The sequence below is a fragment of the Pontibacterium sp. genome, assembly GCF_964228735.1.
GTDB lineage: Bacteria > Pseudomonadota > Gammaproteobacteria > Pseudomonadales > Balneatricaceae > Pontibacterium.
On record NZ_CAXRBQ010000007.1, the window covers coordinates 1 to 15,848 of the forward strand.

The following is a 15,848-nucleotide window of genomic DNA, read 5'->3' on the forward strand; positions in this document are numbered from 1 at the left end:
CCATCTCACCGACCTGTTCGCTGTTGTAGATGATCTGGCCGCTATCCGGTGTCTGGCGTGCCGACAAGCAGCTCAGCAAAGTGGATTTACCGGAGCCGGATTCACCCACGATGCCCAGCACTTCGCCCGGGTAGAGGTCGAAGTTGATCGGACCGCAGCCTTTGCCCGGTGCGTAGTATTTGTTGACGTCGCGTACACTCAGCAGCGGCGCCAGGTCTTGCCATGCGCTGGTCTTCATCATGCTGGCGTCGCTCATGACCGTGTTATTCATGCTTTTTACGTTCATGCTTTTTACATTCATGACGTGGCCTCCTCGCCTGCAGCGGCCTGACGGCTGCGGCAATAGTCGGTGTCGGAGCAGACAAACATCTTGCTGCCCGCGTCGTCGATGATCACTTCATCCAGGAAGCTGTGGTCGGATCCGCAAATCGCACAGTTCTCGTCCCACTGCTGTACCTCGAACGGGTAGTCGTCGAAATCGAGACTCTTCACTTCGGTGTAGGGCGGTACCGCATAGATCCGTTTTTCAAAACCCGCACCAAACAGCTGCAGGGCTGGCATGCGGTTCATCTTCGGGTTGTCGAATTTCGGGATCGGCGATGGGTCCATCATGTAGCGGTTGTTGACCATCACCGGGTAGTCGTAGCTGGTGGCGATATGGCCAAAGCGGGCTACGTCTTCGTACAGCTTCACCTGCATCGCGCCGTATTCGCTCAGGGCGTGCATCTTGCGGGTCTCGGTTTCGCGCGGCTCGATAAAGCGCAGTGGCTCCGGAATTGGCACCTGATAGATCAGGATCTGGTCTTCCTGTAGCGGCGTTTCCGGAATACGGTGACGGGTCTGGATCAGGCTCGCCTCGGCGGTGGACTCTGTGGTCTCAACGCCTGCGGTGCGGGCGAAGAAACGGCGGATGCTGACTGCGTTGGTGGTGTCGTCGGCACCCTGGTCGATCACTTTCAGGCGGTCGGCTTCGCCGATTACACTGGCGGTCACCTGCATACCGCCGGTACCCCAGCCGTGGGGCAGTGGCATTTCACGGCCACCAAACGGTACCTGGTAACCTGGGATTGCCACGGCCTTGAGGATCGCGCGGCGGATCATGCGCTTGGACTGCTCGTCCAGGTAGGCAAAGTTATAGCCGGTTGCTGTACTCATACCTGTAGTACTCATGACAGGGTCTCCTCGTCTTTGGCGGCGGCGATCTCTCGGCGCAGGCGACGGATCATCTCCAGCTCGGACTGGAAGTCCACGTAGTGCGGCAGTTTCAGGTGCGATACAAAACCGTTGGCAGAGACACAGTCGCTGTGGGACAGCACAAACTCCTGGTCCTGGTTCGGGTAGAGCACCTCTTCGCCCAGCTCGTCGGCGCGCAGGGAACGCTCCACCAGGGCCACGCTCATCGCCTTGCGCTCGGAGCGGCCAAAAGCCACACCGTAACCGCGGGTGAACTGCGGCGGCTGGTTTTTGTTGCCGTGGAACTGGTTGACCATCTCGCACTCGGTCAGGAACACCTCGCCGACCTCGATGGCAAAACCCAGCTCTTCCGGTACCAGCTCGACGTTGACGCGGCCGCTGCGCAGCTCACCGGCAAATGGGTGGCTGTCGCCGTAACCACGCATGGAGGCGTAGCTCAGGGAGAGCAGGAAACCTTCGTCGCCACGCACCAGGTTCTGCAGGCGCACGGCGCGCTCGGCCGGGTAGTTGACCGGTTCACGGGTCAGGTCGAGCGGGGTGCGATCGGCTTCGTCCGCTTCGCGGCTCTGCTCGATCAGACCTTCTTTGTTCAGCAGTTCCAGTACACGAGGGCACGCTTCCAGCGTCTCTTCATCCCCTTCCGGACTAGTTGGTGCTTCGCCTTCCGCCAGCAGGGTGAAGTCCAGTAGACGGTGGGTGTAGTCGTACGTAGACCCCAGCACCTGGCCGCCCGGCAGGTCTTTAAAGGTGCCGGAGATACGGCGCTCAATCTGCATCGCTTCGGTATCCAGCGGTTCGCTATAACCTATACGTGGCAGCGTGGTGCGGTAGGCACGCAGCAGGAAGATCGCTTCTACCGCGTCACCGCTGGCCTGTTTCAGTGCCAGGGCTGCCAGTTCCGGGTCGTACACGGAGCCTTCGTTCATCACTCGGTCCACCGCCAGCGGCAGCTGTTCGCGGATCTGTTCAACCGTCAGCTCGGTGATGCTTTCGTCGCCGCGACGGGTTTTGCGCATCAGTGCGTGGGCATTGTCGATGGCCTTCTCGCCACCTTTAACAGCAACGTACATATATCAGGCCTCTCCCTCTTCAGGACGCATTTCACGAATCTGGGTGGAGCGTGGCAGGGCCAGTAGCTTGCTGCCGCAGCAGAAGATGCAGTCCACACCCAGTGGGAAGCGTTTGCGGCTGCTGATCAGCGCCTGGCGGAACGCCTCGCTTAAGCCTGCAATACGCGCGGTCTTGCGGGATTCGATACCCGGGCCGGTCAGTTCCCAGTGTGGTTCGTCGCTCAGTGCCGGTACCTGCACAATCAGGGTGGTGGAACGATCCGGGTATTCCGCCGTGCCCCAGGCCAGGTCGCTCAGGACTGGCAGTTCATCGGCCAGTGCCACGGCGAAATCCGCCGTTTTGCTGCCGTCGATGATCGGGCTTTGGCAGTGGAAACGCAGGTTGCTGGTCACACTCTCGTCGCTGTTCAGATGTGGGCTCAGCCACAGCTTGGTATCCGCGTCGATCAGGCTTAGTAGGGTTTGCCAGGTGCTGTTGTTCAACTGGCCCGGTGTGGTCAGGTCCAGTTTCAGGTCGATCAGGGTGCCCGGCTCGCTCATCGCTTTCAGCAGCGCGCGGAACACCTGCTGGCCGTGCTGGACCGGATCGTCAAAACCGGCGATCAGGGCATTGCTATTCACAGTAGGCGTAAGTACGGCCATCAGTCTTCCCCCCGAACCATGGTGAAAAAGTCCACTTTGGTGCTGCTCGCTTCGCGCATACGTTCCGCCTGCGCTGCTTGCTGAATTGCTGCCAGTGGATTAATCAGCATGCTTTCCAGTAGCTCGGCAGTGCCCGCTTCCTGCAGCAGGGCATCCGCCAGTGCCGCGGTGATCGCATGCTCTTTGCTGCGACCGGCAATGTAGCTCAGGCCCAGCGTGCCGCTGGCCAGGCGCAGGGCGCAGCGAGTCACGGTCATCTCGCCCATGTTGAACGGCTGACCGCTGCCGCCGATGCGGCCGCGAAGCATGGTGAGGCCGGTTTCCGGCTTGCGGATAAATTGGTATTCAGGTGCCGCTGGCAGCTCCAGCGCTTGCCAGTGCTGCTGCAGATCTTTCAGTTCTGCTTTGGCCAGGATGCCGATCCAGCGCTTGCGCGAAGCCTGCTCTGGAGAGAGCGCATCGGAAGCGTGGTTTTGCGAAGTCACAGACATGGTGTGTGTACCCGTAAGTCGTCTGAATCAGTTGATCGGATGACGGTCATTCTGGTGGGCATCAGGTATTAGAAAAAGGGAGCATTTCTTTGCAGAATCCTTAGAAATTCTTATGGTGGCCTTAGCTTCTGGGCTGGCAGGGGGATTTGATATGAGATTTTTGTTGACAGGGATCTGAAGGGAGATCGCGACATAAAGCTGTCATATTTCTTTGTTAGCCCGGATCTCCCCTGTATCAAGGCGTAGGTCACTGCTTGAGGTGGTCCTTAGATTCACTAAGGGTGGAGCTGTGTAAAAGGGTGTGGATAAACTGTTGTGTGCTTGTTGGATAAAAATCGCCGCCGCTGCAGCGCCTGAATTCAGGCGGGTGTGGCGGGACACCGGTTATCCACTGAAACCGGCGTCAGCCAATTTATGCGTTCAAGGGTTGAATTTGAGTGTGATTTCGAGGGACTGCTGGAAACGCATACAAACTGAAAAATCCCGGTATTACTGCAGCTTAGAGGTGAGCATGGAGTGCTAGACTCATCCTCAAATTGCTGAGGCACGGTGGGAGTTTTGTATAGCTTAGGTTGTTGACGCAGCCGCCCTATGCACGGTGCAAAGGACAGGGCTGCATAACTCATCTTATCCAGCGAATCTGTGTATAACTCTGTGGAGTCCTTTGGGGCATCACTCTGCAGCCCGCGGATTACGCACGTCTGTGAAATATGTCTTTGTTTTATACAAACGTAACAAATTTCATTAGTATCCCCGCCGATTTGTGTCATCTTAGTCATTTCCGTCACCTGAAATGTGAAGGCGTGATAGAGCTTGGTAAGTTTTTTGTTGGAGCGGTATGGGAAACAAAACGTTAGATAAACTGGCGATGGGGTTGTTGCTGGGATTGTGCATGATCTGGGGTTTGCAGCAGGTCGCGATCAAGTTTGCCCTGGAGGGGATTTCGCCAATGATGCAGGCCGGGTTGCGCTCTGTTGGAGCAACCATCCTGCTGTGCCTGTGGATGCGCTGGAAAGGGATCCGGGTTTTTGAACGAGACGGTACCGAGTGGTGGGGCATCCTGGCTGGTTTGCTGTTTACCGCCGAGTTTCTGTTTATCTACTGGGCGCTGGAGCACACCACCACCGCGCGTGGTACGGTGTTCCTGTATACCTCGCCGTTTATTGTGGCGTTGGGTGTGCACCTGTTTGTGCCGGGTGAAAAGCTGCGTCTGCTGCAGGTAATTGGGTTGCTGTGTGCGTTTGGCGGTATCGTGCTCGCTTTTGGTGACAACAGTACCGACGCTGATACCTGGCTGGGCGATATGATGGCGCTTCTGGCGGCGTTGTTCTGGGGGGCAACAACGGTGGTGATCAAGGCGTCACCGCAACGGACATTGCGCGCCGAACGGGTGCTGCTGTATCAACTGGCGTTGTCGGCGTTGGTGTTGCCGATCCTGTCGCTGGGATTTGGCGAAGCCGGTGTGACCGCGTTGACCACACCGGTGGTGCTGTCGATGCTGTTTCAGACCCTGATCGTGGCCTTTGCCTCCTATCTGACCTGGTTCTGGATGATCCACCACTATCCCGCGTCCCAGATCGCATCATTCGGCTTCTGTACGCCGCTGTTTGGTGTGATGTTTAGTTTCCTGATTCTGGATGAGGTGATCACCCCGCTCTTCATCGTGGCGCTGGCATTGGTGGCGTTGGGTATCTTCCTGGTGACCAAAGCGCCGGGGAAAAAAGTGAATAAGGGTGTCGCTAAGGTTTCGTCGGGTTCTTTTGAAAAAGTGGATAAATAGTTTATTCACAAATTCTGTGTATAAGCGTGTGTACAGGGTTGTGATAGGCGGCACCAGGCCAGTAATCACGGGCGCTTGCGTCCTCTGGTGCAGCTTTATACAAAGCCACTGAAACTGCACAAAACCTTACAAAGCATAGGTGTAAACGCTCGTTTGAATGTTGTCTGAGGCAGGTCTATCTTAACTGTTTACGGTCTCATTGTTATGATGCGTAGATAGGTGCCTGCACAGTGATCAGTGTGCTCTTTGGCTGTGGTGCAGGTTTTCCGGCGTATCGGTAATCCACTGATGTTGTAGCGAAATGATAAAACCTGAGCAGACCATGAAGTACTGTAGCCTCCGTTGGCTATGGGGAGTCCTGTGTTTTTTATTGCTGGTCCCCACCCATGGGGCGGCAAAAGAGATCTACAGCTTTGCAATCGTTCCGCAATACAGTGCGGGCGATACCTTCCGCGTGTGGCAGCCTATTATTCGTCACCTCAATGACGTGCTGCCCTTTCGTCTGGCGTTGGAGACCGCGCCTGATATCTCCTCATTTGAAGAGCTCTGCGAAGACGGTCAATTCGACTTCGCTTTTGTGAATCCTTACCACCTGTTGTGGTTAAACCGAAATCGGGGATACGAACCCCTGCTGAGCGATCGCTCCGGTCGTATCAGCGGTGTGCTGGTGACACGGCGTGAAGGCGGAATCGCCAATCTAAGTCAGCTCGATAATCAGTCGGTAGCGTTTCCGTCGCCCAATTCTTTGGGCGCGTCGATGATGCTGCGTCGTGACCTGAGTGAAGCCTTCCAGCTTTCTGTTCATCCACGTTATGTAAAAAGCCACTCCTCTGTATATCTCAACGTTGCGCTGGGGGTGACCGCCGCAGGTGGCGGTGTGCAGAAAACTTTGGAGCAGCAACCGCAACACATTCGGGACCAGTTGCAGGTACTCCACCGTACGGAAGAGGTGCCCTCCCATCCGGTGGTGGTGCACCCGCGGGTTTCACAGGACGCACGGCAAGCGCTGGTTGATGTGATGCTGAAGTTGGCACAGAATGAGGAGTTCCAGGCACTCTTAAGGAAAGTGCCGGTTTATCAACTGGGTCCGGTATCCTTCAGCGACTATGAGCCGCTGCAGCAGTTAGGATTGGAAGCCTACTACGAGGAACAACGTTGATGCGCAGTTTTCAGACAAAACTCGTGTTGCCGCTGGTGCTGCTGGTAGTCCTGATCGGGGCTTTTGTGGAGTTTTACTGGCTACCGAGTTGGCAGCAACAGGAAGTTGAAACACGCCTCACGGAGGATCGTAGCTCGCTGGAACTGCTGAGCAAGGTACTGCGGACACCGATCATAACCGGTGATCTGGCCGCCGTTTATGATTTGCTTGATCAGCTCACCGTTGAACGTTCCCACTGGCAGAACCTGACCCTGACCCGCGAAGACGGCCTGTTACTTTACCCTCTTTCGATACCCAACGAAGCGCTAGACGTATCCCATACACTGAAAACCGACGTACGCTTTCAGGATCAGCTGCTGGCGCAACTTGCCCTGTCGATCAATCTGACACCCTATCTGGAAGCCGAGCGCGACCGTTTACGTATGCTGGAGCTGATTCTTTTGGCGGTGGCGCTGGCAGCGGTATTGCTCATCGCCTGGTTGCAACGACAGCTGGTGCTGAAACCAATCGAACGTATCTCGGGTACCGCACGGCAGATTGCCAAGGGAGATTTCTATTCACCGATTCCGGTGCATCCACCACGCAGTGGCCTGGACGACTTCTTTCATGCTTTTCGGGTGATGCGCGATTCTATCGCGGAAAAACATGAAGAGCTGAGTCAGCAGATCACCGAACGTAAAAATGCCGAGCGGCGCCTGAACGATTCCCAACGTGTGGCCCTGTTGGGGTGCTGGGAGTGGCATGCCGAGGATAACAGCTTTTGGTGTTCCGAGAGTATGTACCCGATCATGCACCTGCCGGAGCGAACCCTGGCGGACTACAAAGGCTTCTTTGCCAATATCCATCCGGCAGATGTGGGCAGCGTAAAAGCTAACTTTGACCGTATTGCCGAAGCGGGTGGCTCCTTTGATGTGGAGTTTCGCGTGAATACGGCGAACGGCCTGAAGTTTGTGCACATGATCGGTCAACACGATGACAACAGCGACCGCAGTTTTGGCACCTGTCAGGATGTTTCCGAACGTAAGGATATCGAGTCCTCTCTGCGCAAACTTTCCAGTGCCATCACCTACAGCGGCTCGTCGGTGATGATCACTGACATCATCGGCACCATCGAATACGTTAACCCGAAATACACCGAAGCCACTGGCTACCAACTGGGTGAGTTGCTGGGGCAACAGCCGGAGATTCTGAGCCGGCAGTGGATGTCGGCCGGTAAGTACGAAACCCTGTGGCAGTCGATCCTGGCAGGTAAGAACTGGCGTGGTGAACTGCAGAGTCTGCGCCGCGACGGCACCACGTTCTGGTCGCTGGTATCGATCTCGCCGATCAAGAATGAATTCGGTGAGTTGACCCATTTTGTCATCGTGCTGGAAGACGTGTCCGAGCTGAAACAGGCCCACGCCAAGATGGAACAACTGGCGCTCTACGACGAACTGACCGGCCTGGCCAACCGCCGCCTGTTCTACAGCAAGCTGGGTAACCTGCTGGATAAACTGGATGAGCCTGCGCAGAAAGCAAAGGGTAAAACCGGTGCGGTGATGCTGCTCGACCTGGACTACTTCAAGACCATCAACGACACCCGCGGCCACCATATAGGGGATGAGCTGTTGAAAGCGGTGGCCCGCCGTTTGCGTCATGCGCTGCATGAAGAAGATGTGGCGGCGCGTCTGGGGGGTGATGAGTTTGCCCTGCTGATCAGCCCGGTTGAAAACGAAGAGCAGGTGCTCAGTATCGCCGAACGCATCCTGGCGGCGGTTACCCGCCCGTTTAACCTGGACGATGCGGAGCTGCAGGTTACCACCAGTCTTGGGATTGCACTGGTGCCGAAGGACGGCACCGAACCGGATTCTCTGCTCAAGCATGCCGACCTGGCGATGTATCAGGCGAAGGAGATGGGGCGCAACCAGTGCCGCTTCTTCACCGAATCCCTGCATGAGCAGCTGCAGACCTACATGCGCTTTACCCGTGAGATGCCGGTTGCGCTGGAGAACGGCGAATTCCTGCTGAACTACCAGCCGCAGGTGGACCTGAAATCCGGTGAGATTATTGGCGCTGAGGCGCTGATCCGCTGGCAGCATCCCGAGCTGGGCTTGGTACCGCCGCCGGCCTTTATCTCCGTGGCGGAGGAGACCGGCTTTATCATTCCACTGGGACGTTGGGTGGTGGCTGAGGCGTGTAAGGCACTGCGTGAGCTGAAAGCCGCCGGGCAGGGCCATATGCGGATCTCGGTGAACCTGTCGGCGCGTCAGTTCCGTGATCCGGAACTGATCAGCATGATCAGCCAGATCCTGGCGGATGAGGGGATCTCTCCGGATCTGTTGGAGATCGAGATCACCGAAACCCTGCTGATGCATGACGTGAAGCAAGCCATTGCCACACTGGAGCAGTTGCAGGCGTTGGGTATCACCGTGGCGATCGATGACTTTGGTATCGGTTACTCTTCCTTTAACTATCTGAAAACCCTGCCGATCAACGTGCTCAAGGTGGACCGCGAATTCATCAAAGACATACCCGATCACCTGGATGATATGGAGATTACTGCGGCGATCATCTCAATGGCACACCGCCTCAATTTGAGTGTGGTTGCCGAGGGGATTGAAACCGAAGTCCAGCGGGTGTTCCTGGAGGAGCACAACTGCGAATACGGCCAGGGTTACCTGTTCAGTCGGCCATTGCCTCTGGATCAGTTCAAAGCGCTGCTACCTGCACCGGTGGAATGTGCAACCGATACTGCTGAGTGAGGAAGCGTAGCCTGTGATCGAGTTGTTAGGCGCGGGGATTCTGGATCCTGTTACTGTGCTGCTGCTGACATTGGCAGCGGGTTTCACCTCTTTCCTGACCGCAGCGGTGGGGATTGGCGGCGGTGTGTTGCTGCTGGCGATCCTAGCCTCGGTCCTGCCGGTGGCGGCATTGATTCCGGTGCATGGCCTGGTGCAGGTCGGTTCCAACGGCAACCGGGCCTGGATGACCCGCCAGCATCTGGATGGGCGTATGTTCCGGTACTTCGCAGTTGGCGCACTACTGGGGGCAATCGTGGCGTCCTTTGTGGTGGTGCAACTGCCACTGCAGGTCATTCAGTTCAGTGTGGCCCTGTTTATTCTCTACCTGGTCTGGGGACCTAAACCGTCTAAGCGACAATTGTCTCGGCGCGGACGTATGCTGGCCGGTGGGGTGACCACACTGGTCTCAATGTTTGTAGGGGCGACCGGCCCGCTAGTCGCGGGTTTTGTGCACAGACAGGATTACGACAAGCTCCAGCTCACAGCGACGTTTGCCAGCTGTATGACGTTTCAGCATGTGTTGAAAATGCTGGTGTTCAGTGCCGTGGGCTTTGCCTTCTGGCAGTGGTTGCCGCTGGTGCTGTTGATGGTCGCCAGCGGTGCGGTGGGTACCTGGTTGGGGCTGAAAGCACTGCACAAGGTGTCCGGCAAGCAGTTCAAGCGCCTGTTCAGGCTGGTGGTGAGTGTGATGGCGCTGCGGCTGCTGTGGCAGGCGGGCAGCGCCTATCTGGGATAAGATCCGGTTGGATCAGATCAGGTGTTTGCTGAGCAGCAACAGGCGGACACGGTCAGCGATCTCTGTTTCCAGATGCGGCAGATCATCGATGCTGGTCACCTGTGGGAAGTCCCAGCGGATGTGTTCCGAGTCGCTGGTCAGAGACGCCGGGAAGGCGTGGGATTTGTCACACAGGGTTACTACCAGGTCGAAACTCTTACCTTCCTTTTCACGCAACGGCGTGCATTCCAATGGGTAGTCCTTACCCATCAGGTCGTTAGCCCAACTCTGGATCACGTTTGGCACAGAGGTCGGTTCAGGACCGGCACTGCTGGCGGCCACTTTACCCTGGCCCAGTTTGGTTGCCAGGACTTCAGCCAGCTGCGAGCGTACTCCGTTATGACGGCAGATAAACAAAACATTCAGACTATCTAATTCAGTCATAGGTGAAACTCCTCAAGCGCTAACTGACTGTTTTTCTTAAAGATCATAGCGTATCGATTAAGAATGCAAAGACAAAAAACACCGTGTCACGAAAATGTAATGAAACATGGTCGTAACACGGTGTTTTTATGGGGAACGCGTAAACCCTAAGGGCTGGATCAGTCCAGCTGGCTCAGGTCGCGTACGGCACCTTTGTCGGCAGAGGTTGCCAGCTTGGCGTAGGCTTTCAGTGCGGCCGAGACCTTACGTGGGCGATCTTCAACCGGTTTCCAGCCCAGCTTGTCCTGCTCTGCGCGGCGTGCCGCCAGCTCTTCGTCGGACAGCAGTACGTCGATGGTGCGGTTCGGGATGTCGATGCGGATCATGTCGCCGTTGCGAACCAGACCGATTGCACCACCTGCCGCCGCTTCCGGAGACACGTGACCAATCGACAGACCGGAGGTACCGCCGGAGAAACGGCCGTCGGTCAGCAGGGCACACTCTTTACCCAGGCCTTTGGACTTGATGTAAGAGGTAGGGTACAGCATCTCCTGCATACCCGGGCCACCACGTGGGCCTTCGTAACGTACGATCACCACGTCGCCTGCTTTCACCTTGTCGTCCAGGATGTTGGCAACTGCCTCGTCCTGGGATTCGGTGATGTGCGCAGGGCCTTCGAACACCAGGATGGACTCGTCCACACCGGCAGACTTAACCACACAACCGTCCAGCGCGATGTTACCGCGCAGTACCGCCAGACCACCTTCCAGAGAGAAGGCGTGTTCCAGGGAGCGGATGCAGCCGTTTTCACGGTCGCCGTCCAGGGTCGGCCAGCGTGTTGCCTGGCTGAAGGCTACCTGAGTTGGGATACCGGCAGGACCTGCTTTGTAGAACTCCATCACGGCTTCGGATGGGTTGCGCATGATGTCCCACTCGTCCAGCGCGTCTTTCATGGTTGGCGCGTGTACAGTTGGTACGTCGGTGTGCAGTTTACCGGCACGGTCCAGCTCGCCCAGGATACCCATGATGCCACCGGCACGGTGTACGTCTTCGATGTGGTATTTCGGGGTGTTTGGTGCCACTTTACACAGCTGAGGAACCACGCGGGACATACGGTCGATGTCGTCCATGGTGAATTCGATCTCAGCTTCCTGGGCAATCGCCAGCAGGTGCAGAATGGTGTTGGTGGATCCGCCCATGGCGATATCCAGGGTGATGGCGTTTTCGAACGCCTTGAAGCCTACGGAGCGTGGCAGTACGCGCTCGTCTTCCTCTTCGTAGTACTTCTTCGCCATCTCAACGATGGAGCGACCGGCGCGCAGGAACAGCTGTTCGCGGTCGGCGTGAGTCGCCACCACGGTGCCGTTACCCGGCAGGGCCAGACCCAGTGCTTCGGCCAGGCAGTTCATGGAGTTCGCGGTAAACATACCGGAGCAGGAACCACAGGTTGGGCATGCAGAACGTTCAACTTCGTCAACCAGCTCGTCGGATGCGTTCGGATCGGCTGCCAGTACCATGGCATCTACCAGATCCAGCTTGTGCTCGGACAGCTTGGTTTTACCCGCTTCCATCGGACCGCCGGAAACGAAGATAACAGGAATATTGAGGCGCATCGCCGCCATCAGCATCCCCGGTGTGATTTTGTCACAGTTGGAGATGCAGACCAGCGCGTCGGCACAATGGGCATTTACCATGTACTCAACGGAGTCCGCGATGATGTCACGGGAAGGCAAGGAGTAAAGCATGCCGTCGTGACCCATTGCGATGCCATCATCGACCGCAATGGTGTTGAATTCTTTTGCCACACCGCCAGCTTTCTCGATTTCACGAGCGACCAACTGACCCATGTCTTTCAAGTGCACGTGACCTGGAACGAACTGGGTGAAAGAGTTGGCAACGGCGATGATCGGCTTGTGGAAGTCATCGTCCTTCATACCGGTAGCACGCCACAGCGCGCGGGCACCCGCCATGTTGCGACCTGCGGTAGAGGTCTTGGAGCGATATTGAGGCATGAAAAGATCCTTCAGGCTGTTTCTTGTGTCATTGAGGCGATCAGTATACCAGAACTGTTGAATATCTGATCTCCCAGAGTGTTCTACACTGTAAGACTGTATCCCTGATGACTTAATTTCATGGAGTGGAGGTTGGTTATGCTGATTGGTATCCCGAAAGAGATCAAAGTGCATGAATACCGGGTGGGACTGACCCCCATGGGCGTGCATGAATTAGTCAACCAGGGGCATCAGGTGCTGGTTGAGTCCTTTGCCGGTATGGGCATCGGTTATCTCGATGAAGACTACGCCAAAGCGGGTGCATCGATCATCGGCTCTGCCGAGGAGCTCTACCTCAACTCCGAGATGATCATCAAAGTGAAGGAACCGCAGCCACGTGAGTGCAACCTGCTCTCCGAGGGACAAACTCTTTTTGCCTATCTCCACCTGGCCGCCGGCCGGCAGCTGACCGAGGCGTTGATGCAGTCGGGTTGCACCGCCATCGCTTTTGAAACAGTCACCAGCCCCGGCGGTGGTTTGCCGTTGTTGGCACCAATGAGTGAAGTGGCGGGGCGCATGTCGATCCAGGCCGGCGCGCACTGTCTGGAGAAAGCACAGAGTGGCAAAGGGGTGTTGCTGGGCGGTGTGCCCGGTGTGCCGCCGGCAAAAGTGGTGGTGATCGGTGGCGGTGTCGTGGGCGAGAATGCTGCCCGCATGGCGCTGGGGCTCGGTGCCCAGGTCACCATCATCGATCGTTCCGTACCGCGCCTGAAACAGCTGGATGCCCAGTTTGATGGCCGTCTGCAGACACTCTATTCCACGCAGGACAATATTGAAGCGGCAGTTCTGTCTGCTGATCTGATTGTAGGTGCAGTATTAATACCAGGTGCCGCCGCGCCTAAGTTGGTAACCCGCGACATGGTGGCGCAGATGAAACCCGGCACGGTGATGGTGGACGTGGCGATCGACCAAGGGGGCTGCTTTGAGACCAGCCGCCCAACCACCCATCAGGACCCGATCTACGAGGTGGACCATGTGGTGCACTATTGTGTCGCCAATATGCCCGGGGCGGTTGCGAAAACTTCGGCTCAGGCGCTGGAAAACGTGACCTTGCCATATGCCCAAGCATTGGCGTCGAAGGGCTGGATGGGTGCGATGGGGGAAGATCCGCACCTGGCAAATGGACTGAATATCCACAGAGGACAGGTAGCCTGCCAGGGTGTTGCAGAAGCATTCGGATTGCCTCTCATACCAATGGAGAAGATCCTCCGTAATCACAAGGCTTGATTGCGACCCGTCGATCAGGGAGGCTATGGGGCTCTGAACTTGGGAGAGCACCATGTCCTCGATTGATAAGAAAAAAATCCGTTCCGATATCTGGATCCAGCGCCTGATGAAAACCGGTATTCCGGTGGCTATCGTGGCGATCCTCAGCCTATGGCTTGGCTGGTGGCTGAAAGAGCCTGCCTTGGGTCAGGTATTCATCGTGACCGCCTCCATCGCACTGGTCCTGGGCCTGATCTATAACGTCCGTTTTGTCATGCTCTCCGTCCGGCAGCTGAAAGAGCAGCAGAAAAAAGACGACAAATGAGCGATCAGGAGCTGACCTCTAGCTACCCGGAACTGTCCGGTCTGGACGATGCGGGAAAGGCGCTGCTGGTGCAGGCCCATCGGGTAGAGCTGCCGGCGGGTACGGTGATCTTTCGACACGGTGATCGCTGTGATCACTTTGTCATGCTCGTTTCCGGTCACGTCAAAGTGGTAGCTCGGTCGCCAGCAGGTCGTGAGCTCCTGCTCTACCGCATTAACCATCAGGGCACCTGTGTGCTGACTACATCCTGTCTTTTGGGCAACGAACACTATCCTGCGGAAGGGATCGCCGAAACGGACGTGGTTGCCTACCTTCTGCCACGCAGTGTTTTTCAACAGGCGCTGGACCAGTCCTCGGCCCTACGTGCCTTTATCTTTGATTCCTATGCCGCACGCCTGGCCGGTTTGATCCACTTGGTGCAGGCGGTCTCCTTTGAAAGCGTGGAGCAGCGAATTATCGGCCACTTGCTACAACGTGCTGATGACAGCGGCGTTGTAAAAGAGTCGCACCAACTGATCGCCGATGAATTGGGTACCGCACGTGAAGTGGTGAGCCGCAAGCTTCAGATGCTGGCTCAGCAAGGGCTACTGGAGCTGGGTCGGGGTAAGGTGATTTTGCTGGATACCGAGGGACTAAAAAACTTTTCCGCCTGAGGTTGACCTTATGTAACCAAAGTCACAGAACAGGCCTGACGGTCGCGGGATACTGATCCCAACAAGCAGATATTTCGCTGATTACGTTAGGAGATCGTCATGGAAAAGAACATTGGTAACCTCGACAAAATTATCCGTGTCCTGGTTGGACTGGTCCTGATCGCACTGGTTTTTGTTGGTCCACAGACTGCCTGGGGCTGGATTGGTGTACCGGTTATTCTGATCGCTTTTTTTGGCTGGTGCCCGCTGTACAAGGTGTTGGGTGTGAGCACCTGCAAGCGCTGCGAAAGCTGACCCGCGAACAGATTCCCGCCTAATATTAAAAAACGCTGCACAGTTCGTGCGGCGTTTTTTTTCGATTCAGTAAAGATTCAGACGCCGCCCCTTACCCTGAGGTCATTCTTAAAACGATCCCGAAGGGGCCTGCTTAGCAGGAGGAGTGACGTTATGAAAAAGCTGATACTGACCACCCTGCTCAGCGCAGGGCTGATTGTGACTCAGGCCGAGGCCGGTCATCGTGGAAACGGACATCATAAACATCACAAGGATTACGATTACGCCCGCGTTGTGCATGTCGAACCGATCTACCAGCGTGTCGAACGCAGCATTCCACGCGAAAGCTGTTGGACCGAGCGGGTTGCCTACGAGCAGCCGCACCGCTATCGCAACGACTCATACACCGATGAACTTATCGGCGGGCTGATTGGCGGTGCAATAGGGAACGCGGTTGGCCACAATAAGACTAACAAGAAGGTACAGGCGGTAATTGGTGCGGCGATTGGTGCTTCGATCGCACACGATATTAACCGTCCCCGTGGCGGCGGCTACAATGTAAGCTACCGCGATGAGCAGCGTTGCGCGGTCACCCATGATGTGGAGTATCATGAGCAGGTTTCAGGATACCACGTGACCTATCGCTACCACGGTCAGGAGTACCAGACCCGGACACACAGACATCCGGGAAAACGGATTAAAGTACGGGTGGACGTAACACCCGTTCACTGAGTTTCAGTTTAAGGGGTTGGCAATGTTCAGACAGTTTGGTTTTTCAGCGGCAACTGCGCTGGGAGTGTTGGGTTTGAGCGCAGTATTGGCGGTCAGTCCGGCGGTATCCGCACAGCCCGCAGCCAACCCTGTTGCACCCATTGAGTTAGCCGCCAGTTCGATCAGCCTGCAGCAGGCGGTCGCACGGGTGAAAAAACAGTATGGCGGACGGGTATTAAAAGCAGAGCCCGTCAGCATAAAAGGAAAAGCGGGCTATCGGATTCGTATGATGAACGACGGACGAATCCGTGAGTTTCTGGTGGACGCCAACAGCGGCAAGCTGATGCGTCCCTGAATGGCCTGATTGAGGACACG

17 protein-coding genes are annotated in these 15,848 nt (G+C 56.4%); 10 read left to right on the plus strand and 7 right to left on the minus strand.

All coding sequences use genetic code 11. The features are described from left to right. The 5 genes from ACEQ15_RS00460 to phnG form a co-directional block, all read right to left on the minus strand. Positions 1–301 (minus strand): ATP-binding cassette domain-containing protein (locus ACEQ15_RS00460; protein WP_370276974.1); only part of this gene is annotated, 301 nt, incomplete at its 3' end. Continuing rightward, positions 298–1,170, minus strand: a complete 873-nt coding sequence (locus ACEQ15_RS00465; protein ID WP_370276975.1) for an alpha-D-ribose 1-methylphosphonate 5-phosphate C-P-lyase PhnJ — start codon at positions 1,168–1,170, stop codon at positions 298–300. The genes ACEQ15_RS00460 and ACEQ15_RS00465, both read right to left, overlap by 4 nt. Continuing rightward, complete coding sequence (locus ACEQ15_RS00470) at positions 1,167–2,264, minus strand: carbon-phosphorus lyase complex subunit PhnI (protein WP_370276976.1); 1,098 nt, start codon at positions 2,262–2,264, stop codon at positions 1,167–1,169. Before ACEQ15_RS00470 ends, ACEQ15_RS00465 begins: the two co-directional genes overlap by 4 nt. A 3-nt stretch (positions 2,265–2,267) precedes the next feature. Beyond that, on the minus strand, positions 2,268–2,906 hold the full coding sequence (gene phnH, locus ACEQ15_RS00475) for a phosphonate C-P lyase system protein PhnH (protein WP_370276977.1): 639 nt from the start codon (positions 2,904–2,906) through the stop codon (positions 2,268–2,270). Next, positions 2,906–3,397: a phosphonate C-P lyase system protein PhnG gene (gene phnG / locus ACEQ15_RS00480; RefSeq protein ID WP_370276979.1), complete on the minus strand. Its 492-nt coding sequence runs from the start codon at positions 3,395–3,397 to the stop codon at positions 2,906–2,908. The genes phnH and phnG overlap by 1 nt, the downstream gene beginning before the upstream one ends. A gap of 838 nt (positions 3,398–4,235) precedes the next feature. Between phnG and ACEQ15_RS00485 the strand changes: the two genes are divergently transcribed. From ACEQ15_RS00485 to ACEQ15_RS00500, 4 genes are all read left to right on the plus strand, one after another. Further along, on the plus strand, positions 4,236–5,177 hold the full coding sequence (locus tag ACEQ15_RS00485; RefSeq protein WP_370276982.1) for a DMT family transporter: 942 nt from the start codon (positions 4,236–4,238) through the stop codon (positions 5,175–5,177). A gap of 370 nt (positions 5,178–5,547) precedes the next feature. Further along, a complete protein-coding gene (locus tag ACEQ15_RS00490; RefSeq protein WP_372530375.1) occupies positions 5,548–6,336 on the plus strand; it encodes a phosphate/phosphite/phosphonate ABC transporter substrate-binding protein in 789 nt (262 codons plus the stop codon). Next, entirely contained in the window at positions 6,336–9,077 is a 2,742-nt protein-coding gene (locus tag ACEQ15_RS00495) for an EAL domain-containing protein (RefSeq protein WP_370276984.1), read from the plus strand. Before ACEQ15_RS00490 ends, ACEQ15_RS00495 begins: the two co-directional genes overlap by 1 nt. Positions 9,078–9,090: 13 nt before the next feature. Then, positions 9,091–9,852, plus strand: coding sequence for a sulfite exporter TauE/SafE family protein (locus tag ACEQ15_RS00500; protein ID WP_370276985.1), 762 nt, complete (start codon positions 9,091–9,093; stop codon positions 9,850–9,852). Between the two features lie 12 nt (positions 9,853–9,864). Here ACEQ15_RS00500 and ACEQ15_RS00505 read toward each other — a convergent pair whose 3' ends face one another. After that, positions 9,865–10,275, minus strand: coding sequence for a hypothetical protein (locus ACEQ15_RS00505; RefSeq protein WP_370276987.1), 411 nt, complete (start codon positions 10,273–10,275; stop codon positions 9,865–9,867). A 158-nt stretch (positions 10,276–10,433) separates the two neighbouring features. Then, entirely contained in the window at positions 10,434–12,266 is a 1,833-nt protein-coding gene (ilvD, locus tag ACEQ15_RS00510; protein ID WP_370276988.1) for a dihydroxy-acid dehydratase, read from the minus strand. A gap of 138 nt (positions 12,267–12,404) precedes the next feature. On the opposite strand from ilvD, the gene ald reads away from it, so the two are divergent. The 6 genes from ald to ACEQ15_RS00540 all read left to right on the plus strand — a co-directional run bounded on the left by ald (position 12,405) and on the right by ACEQ15_RS00540 (position 15,828). After that, on the plus strand, positions 12,405–13,532 hold the full coding sequence (gene ald, locus ACEQ15_RS00515) for an alanine dehydrogenase (protein ID WP_370276989.1): 1,128 nt from the start codon (positions 12,405–12,407) through the stop codon (positions 13,530–13,532). A gap of 52 nt (positions 13,533–13,584) precedes the next feature. Then, entirely contained in the window at positions 13,585–13,836 is a 252-nt protein-coding gene (locus tag ACEQ15_RS00520) for a hypothetical protein (protein WP_370276990.1), read from the plus strand. Beyond that, on the plus strand, positions 13,833–14,489 hold the full coding sequence (locus ACEQ15_RS00525; RefSeq protein ID WP_370276991.1) for a Crp/Fnr family transcriptional regulator: 657 nt from the start codon (positions 13,833–13,835) through the stop codon (positions 14,487–14,489). Before ACEQ15_RS00520 ends, ACEQ15_RS00525 begins: the two co-directional genes overlap by 4 nt. A gap of 99 nt (positions 14,490–14,588) precedes the next feature. After that, positions 14,589–14,783: a DUF2892 domain-containing protein gene (locus ACEQ15_RS00530; protein ID WP_370276992.1), complete on the plus strand. Its 195-nt coding sequence runs from the start codon at positions 14,589–14,591 to the stop codon at positions 14,781–14,783. A 153-nt stretch (positions 14,784–14,936) separates the two neighbouring features. Then, entirely contained in the window at positions 14,937–15,494 is a 558-nt protein-coding gene (locus tag ACEQ15_RS00535) for a glycine zipper 2TM domain-containing protein (RefSeq protein ID WP_370276993.1), read from the plus strand. A gap of 22 nt (positions 15,495–15,516) precedes the next feature. After that, positions 15,517–15,828, plus strand: coding sequence for a PepSY domain-containing protein (locus ACEQ15_RS00540; RefSeq protein ID WP_370276995.1), 312 nt, complete (start codon positions 15,517–15,519; stop codon positions 15,826–15,828). The last annotated feature ends 20 nt before the right edge of the window (positions 15,829–15,848 follow it).

Coding starts and splice junctions, on each gene's coding strand:
- ACEQ15_RS00465 (WP_370276975.1), bottom strand. CDS start 1,170: ATGAGTACTACAGGTATGAGTACAGCAACCGGCTATAACTTTGCCTAC.
- ACEQ15_RS00470 (WP_370276976.1), bottom strand. CDS start 2,264: ATGTACGTTGCTGTTAAAGGTGGCGAGAAGGCCATCGACAATGCCCAC.
- phnH (WP_370276977.1), bottom strand. CDS start 2,906: ATGGCCGTACTTACGCCTACTGTGAATAGCAATGCCCTGATCGCCGGT.
- phnG (WP_370276979.1), bottom strand. CDS start 3,397: ATGTCTGTGACTTCGCAAAACCACGCTTCCGATGCGCTCTCTCCAGAG.
- ACEQ15_RS00485 (WP_370276982.1), top strand. CDS start 4,236: ATGGGAAACAAAACGTTAGATAAACTGGCGATGGGGTTGTTGCTGGGA.
- ACEQ15_RS00495 (WP_370276984.1), top strand. CDS start 6,336: ATGCGCAGTTTTCAGACAAAACTCGTGTTGCCGCTGGTGCTGCTGGTA.
- ACEQ15_RS00505 (WP_370276987.1), bottom strand. CDS start 10,275: ATGACTGAATTAGATAGTCTGAATGTTTTGTTTATCTGCCGTCATAAC.
- ilvD (WP_370276988.1), bottom strand. CDS start 12,266: ATGCCTCAATATCGCTCCAAGACCTCTACCGCAGGTCGCAACATGGCG.
- ald (WP_370276989.1), top strand. CDS start 12,405: ATGCTGATTGGTATCCCGAAAGAGATCAAAGTGCATGAATACCGGGTG.
- ACEQ15_RS00520 (WP_370276990.1), top strand. CDS start 13,585: ATGTCCTCGATTGATAAGAAAAAAATCCGTTCCGATATCTGGATCCAG.
- ACEQ15_RS00525 (WP_370276991.1), top strand. CDS start 13,833: ATGAGCGATCAGGAGCTGACCTCTAGCTACCCGGAACTGTCCGGTCTG.
- ACEQ15_RS00530 (WP_370276992.1), top strand. CDS start 14,589: ATGGAAAAGAACATTGGTAACCTCGACAAAATTATCCGTGTCCTGGTT.
- ACEQ15_RS00535 (WP_370276993.1), top strand. CDS start 14,937: ATGAAAAAGCTGATACTGACCACCCTGCTCAGCGCAGGGCTGATTGTG.
- ACEQ15_RS00540 (WP_370276995.1), top strand. CDS start 15,517: ATGTTCAGACAGTTTGGTTTTTCAGCGGCAACTGCGCTGGGAGTGTTG.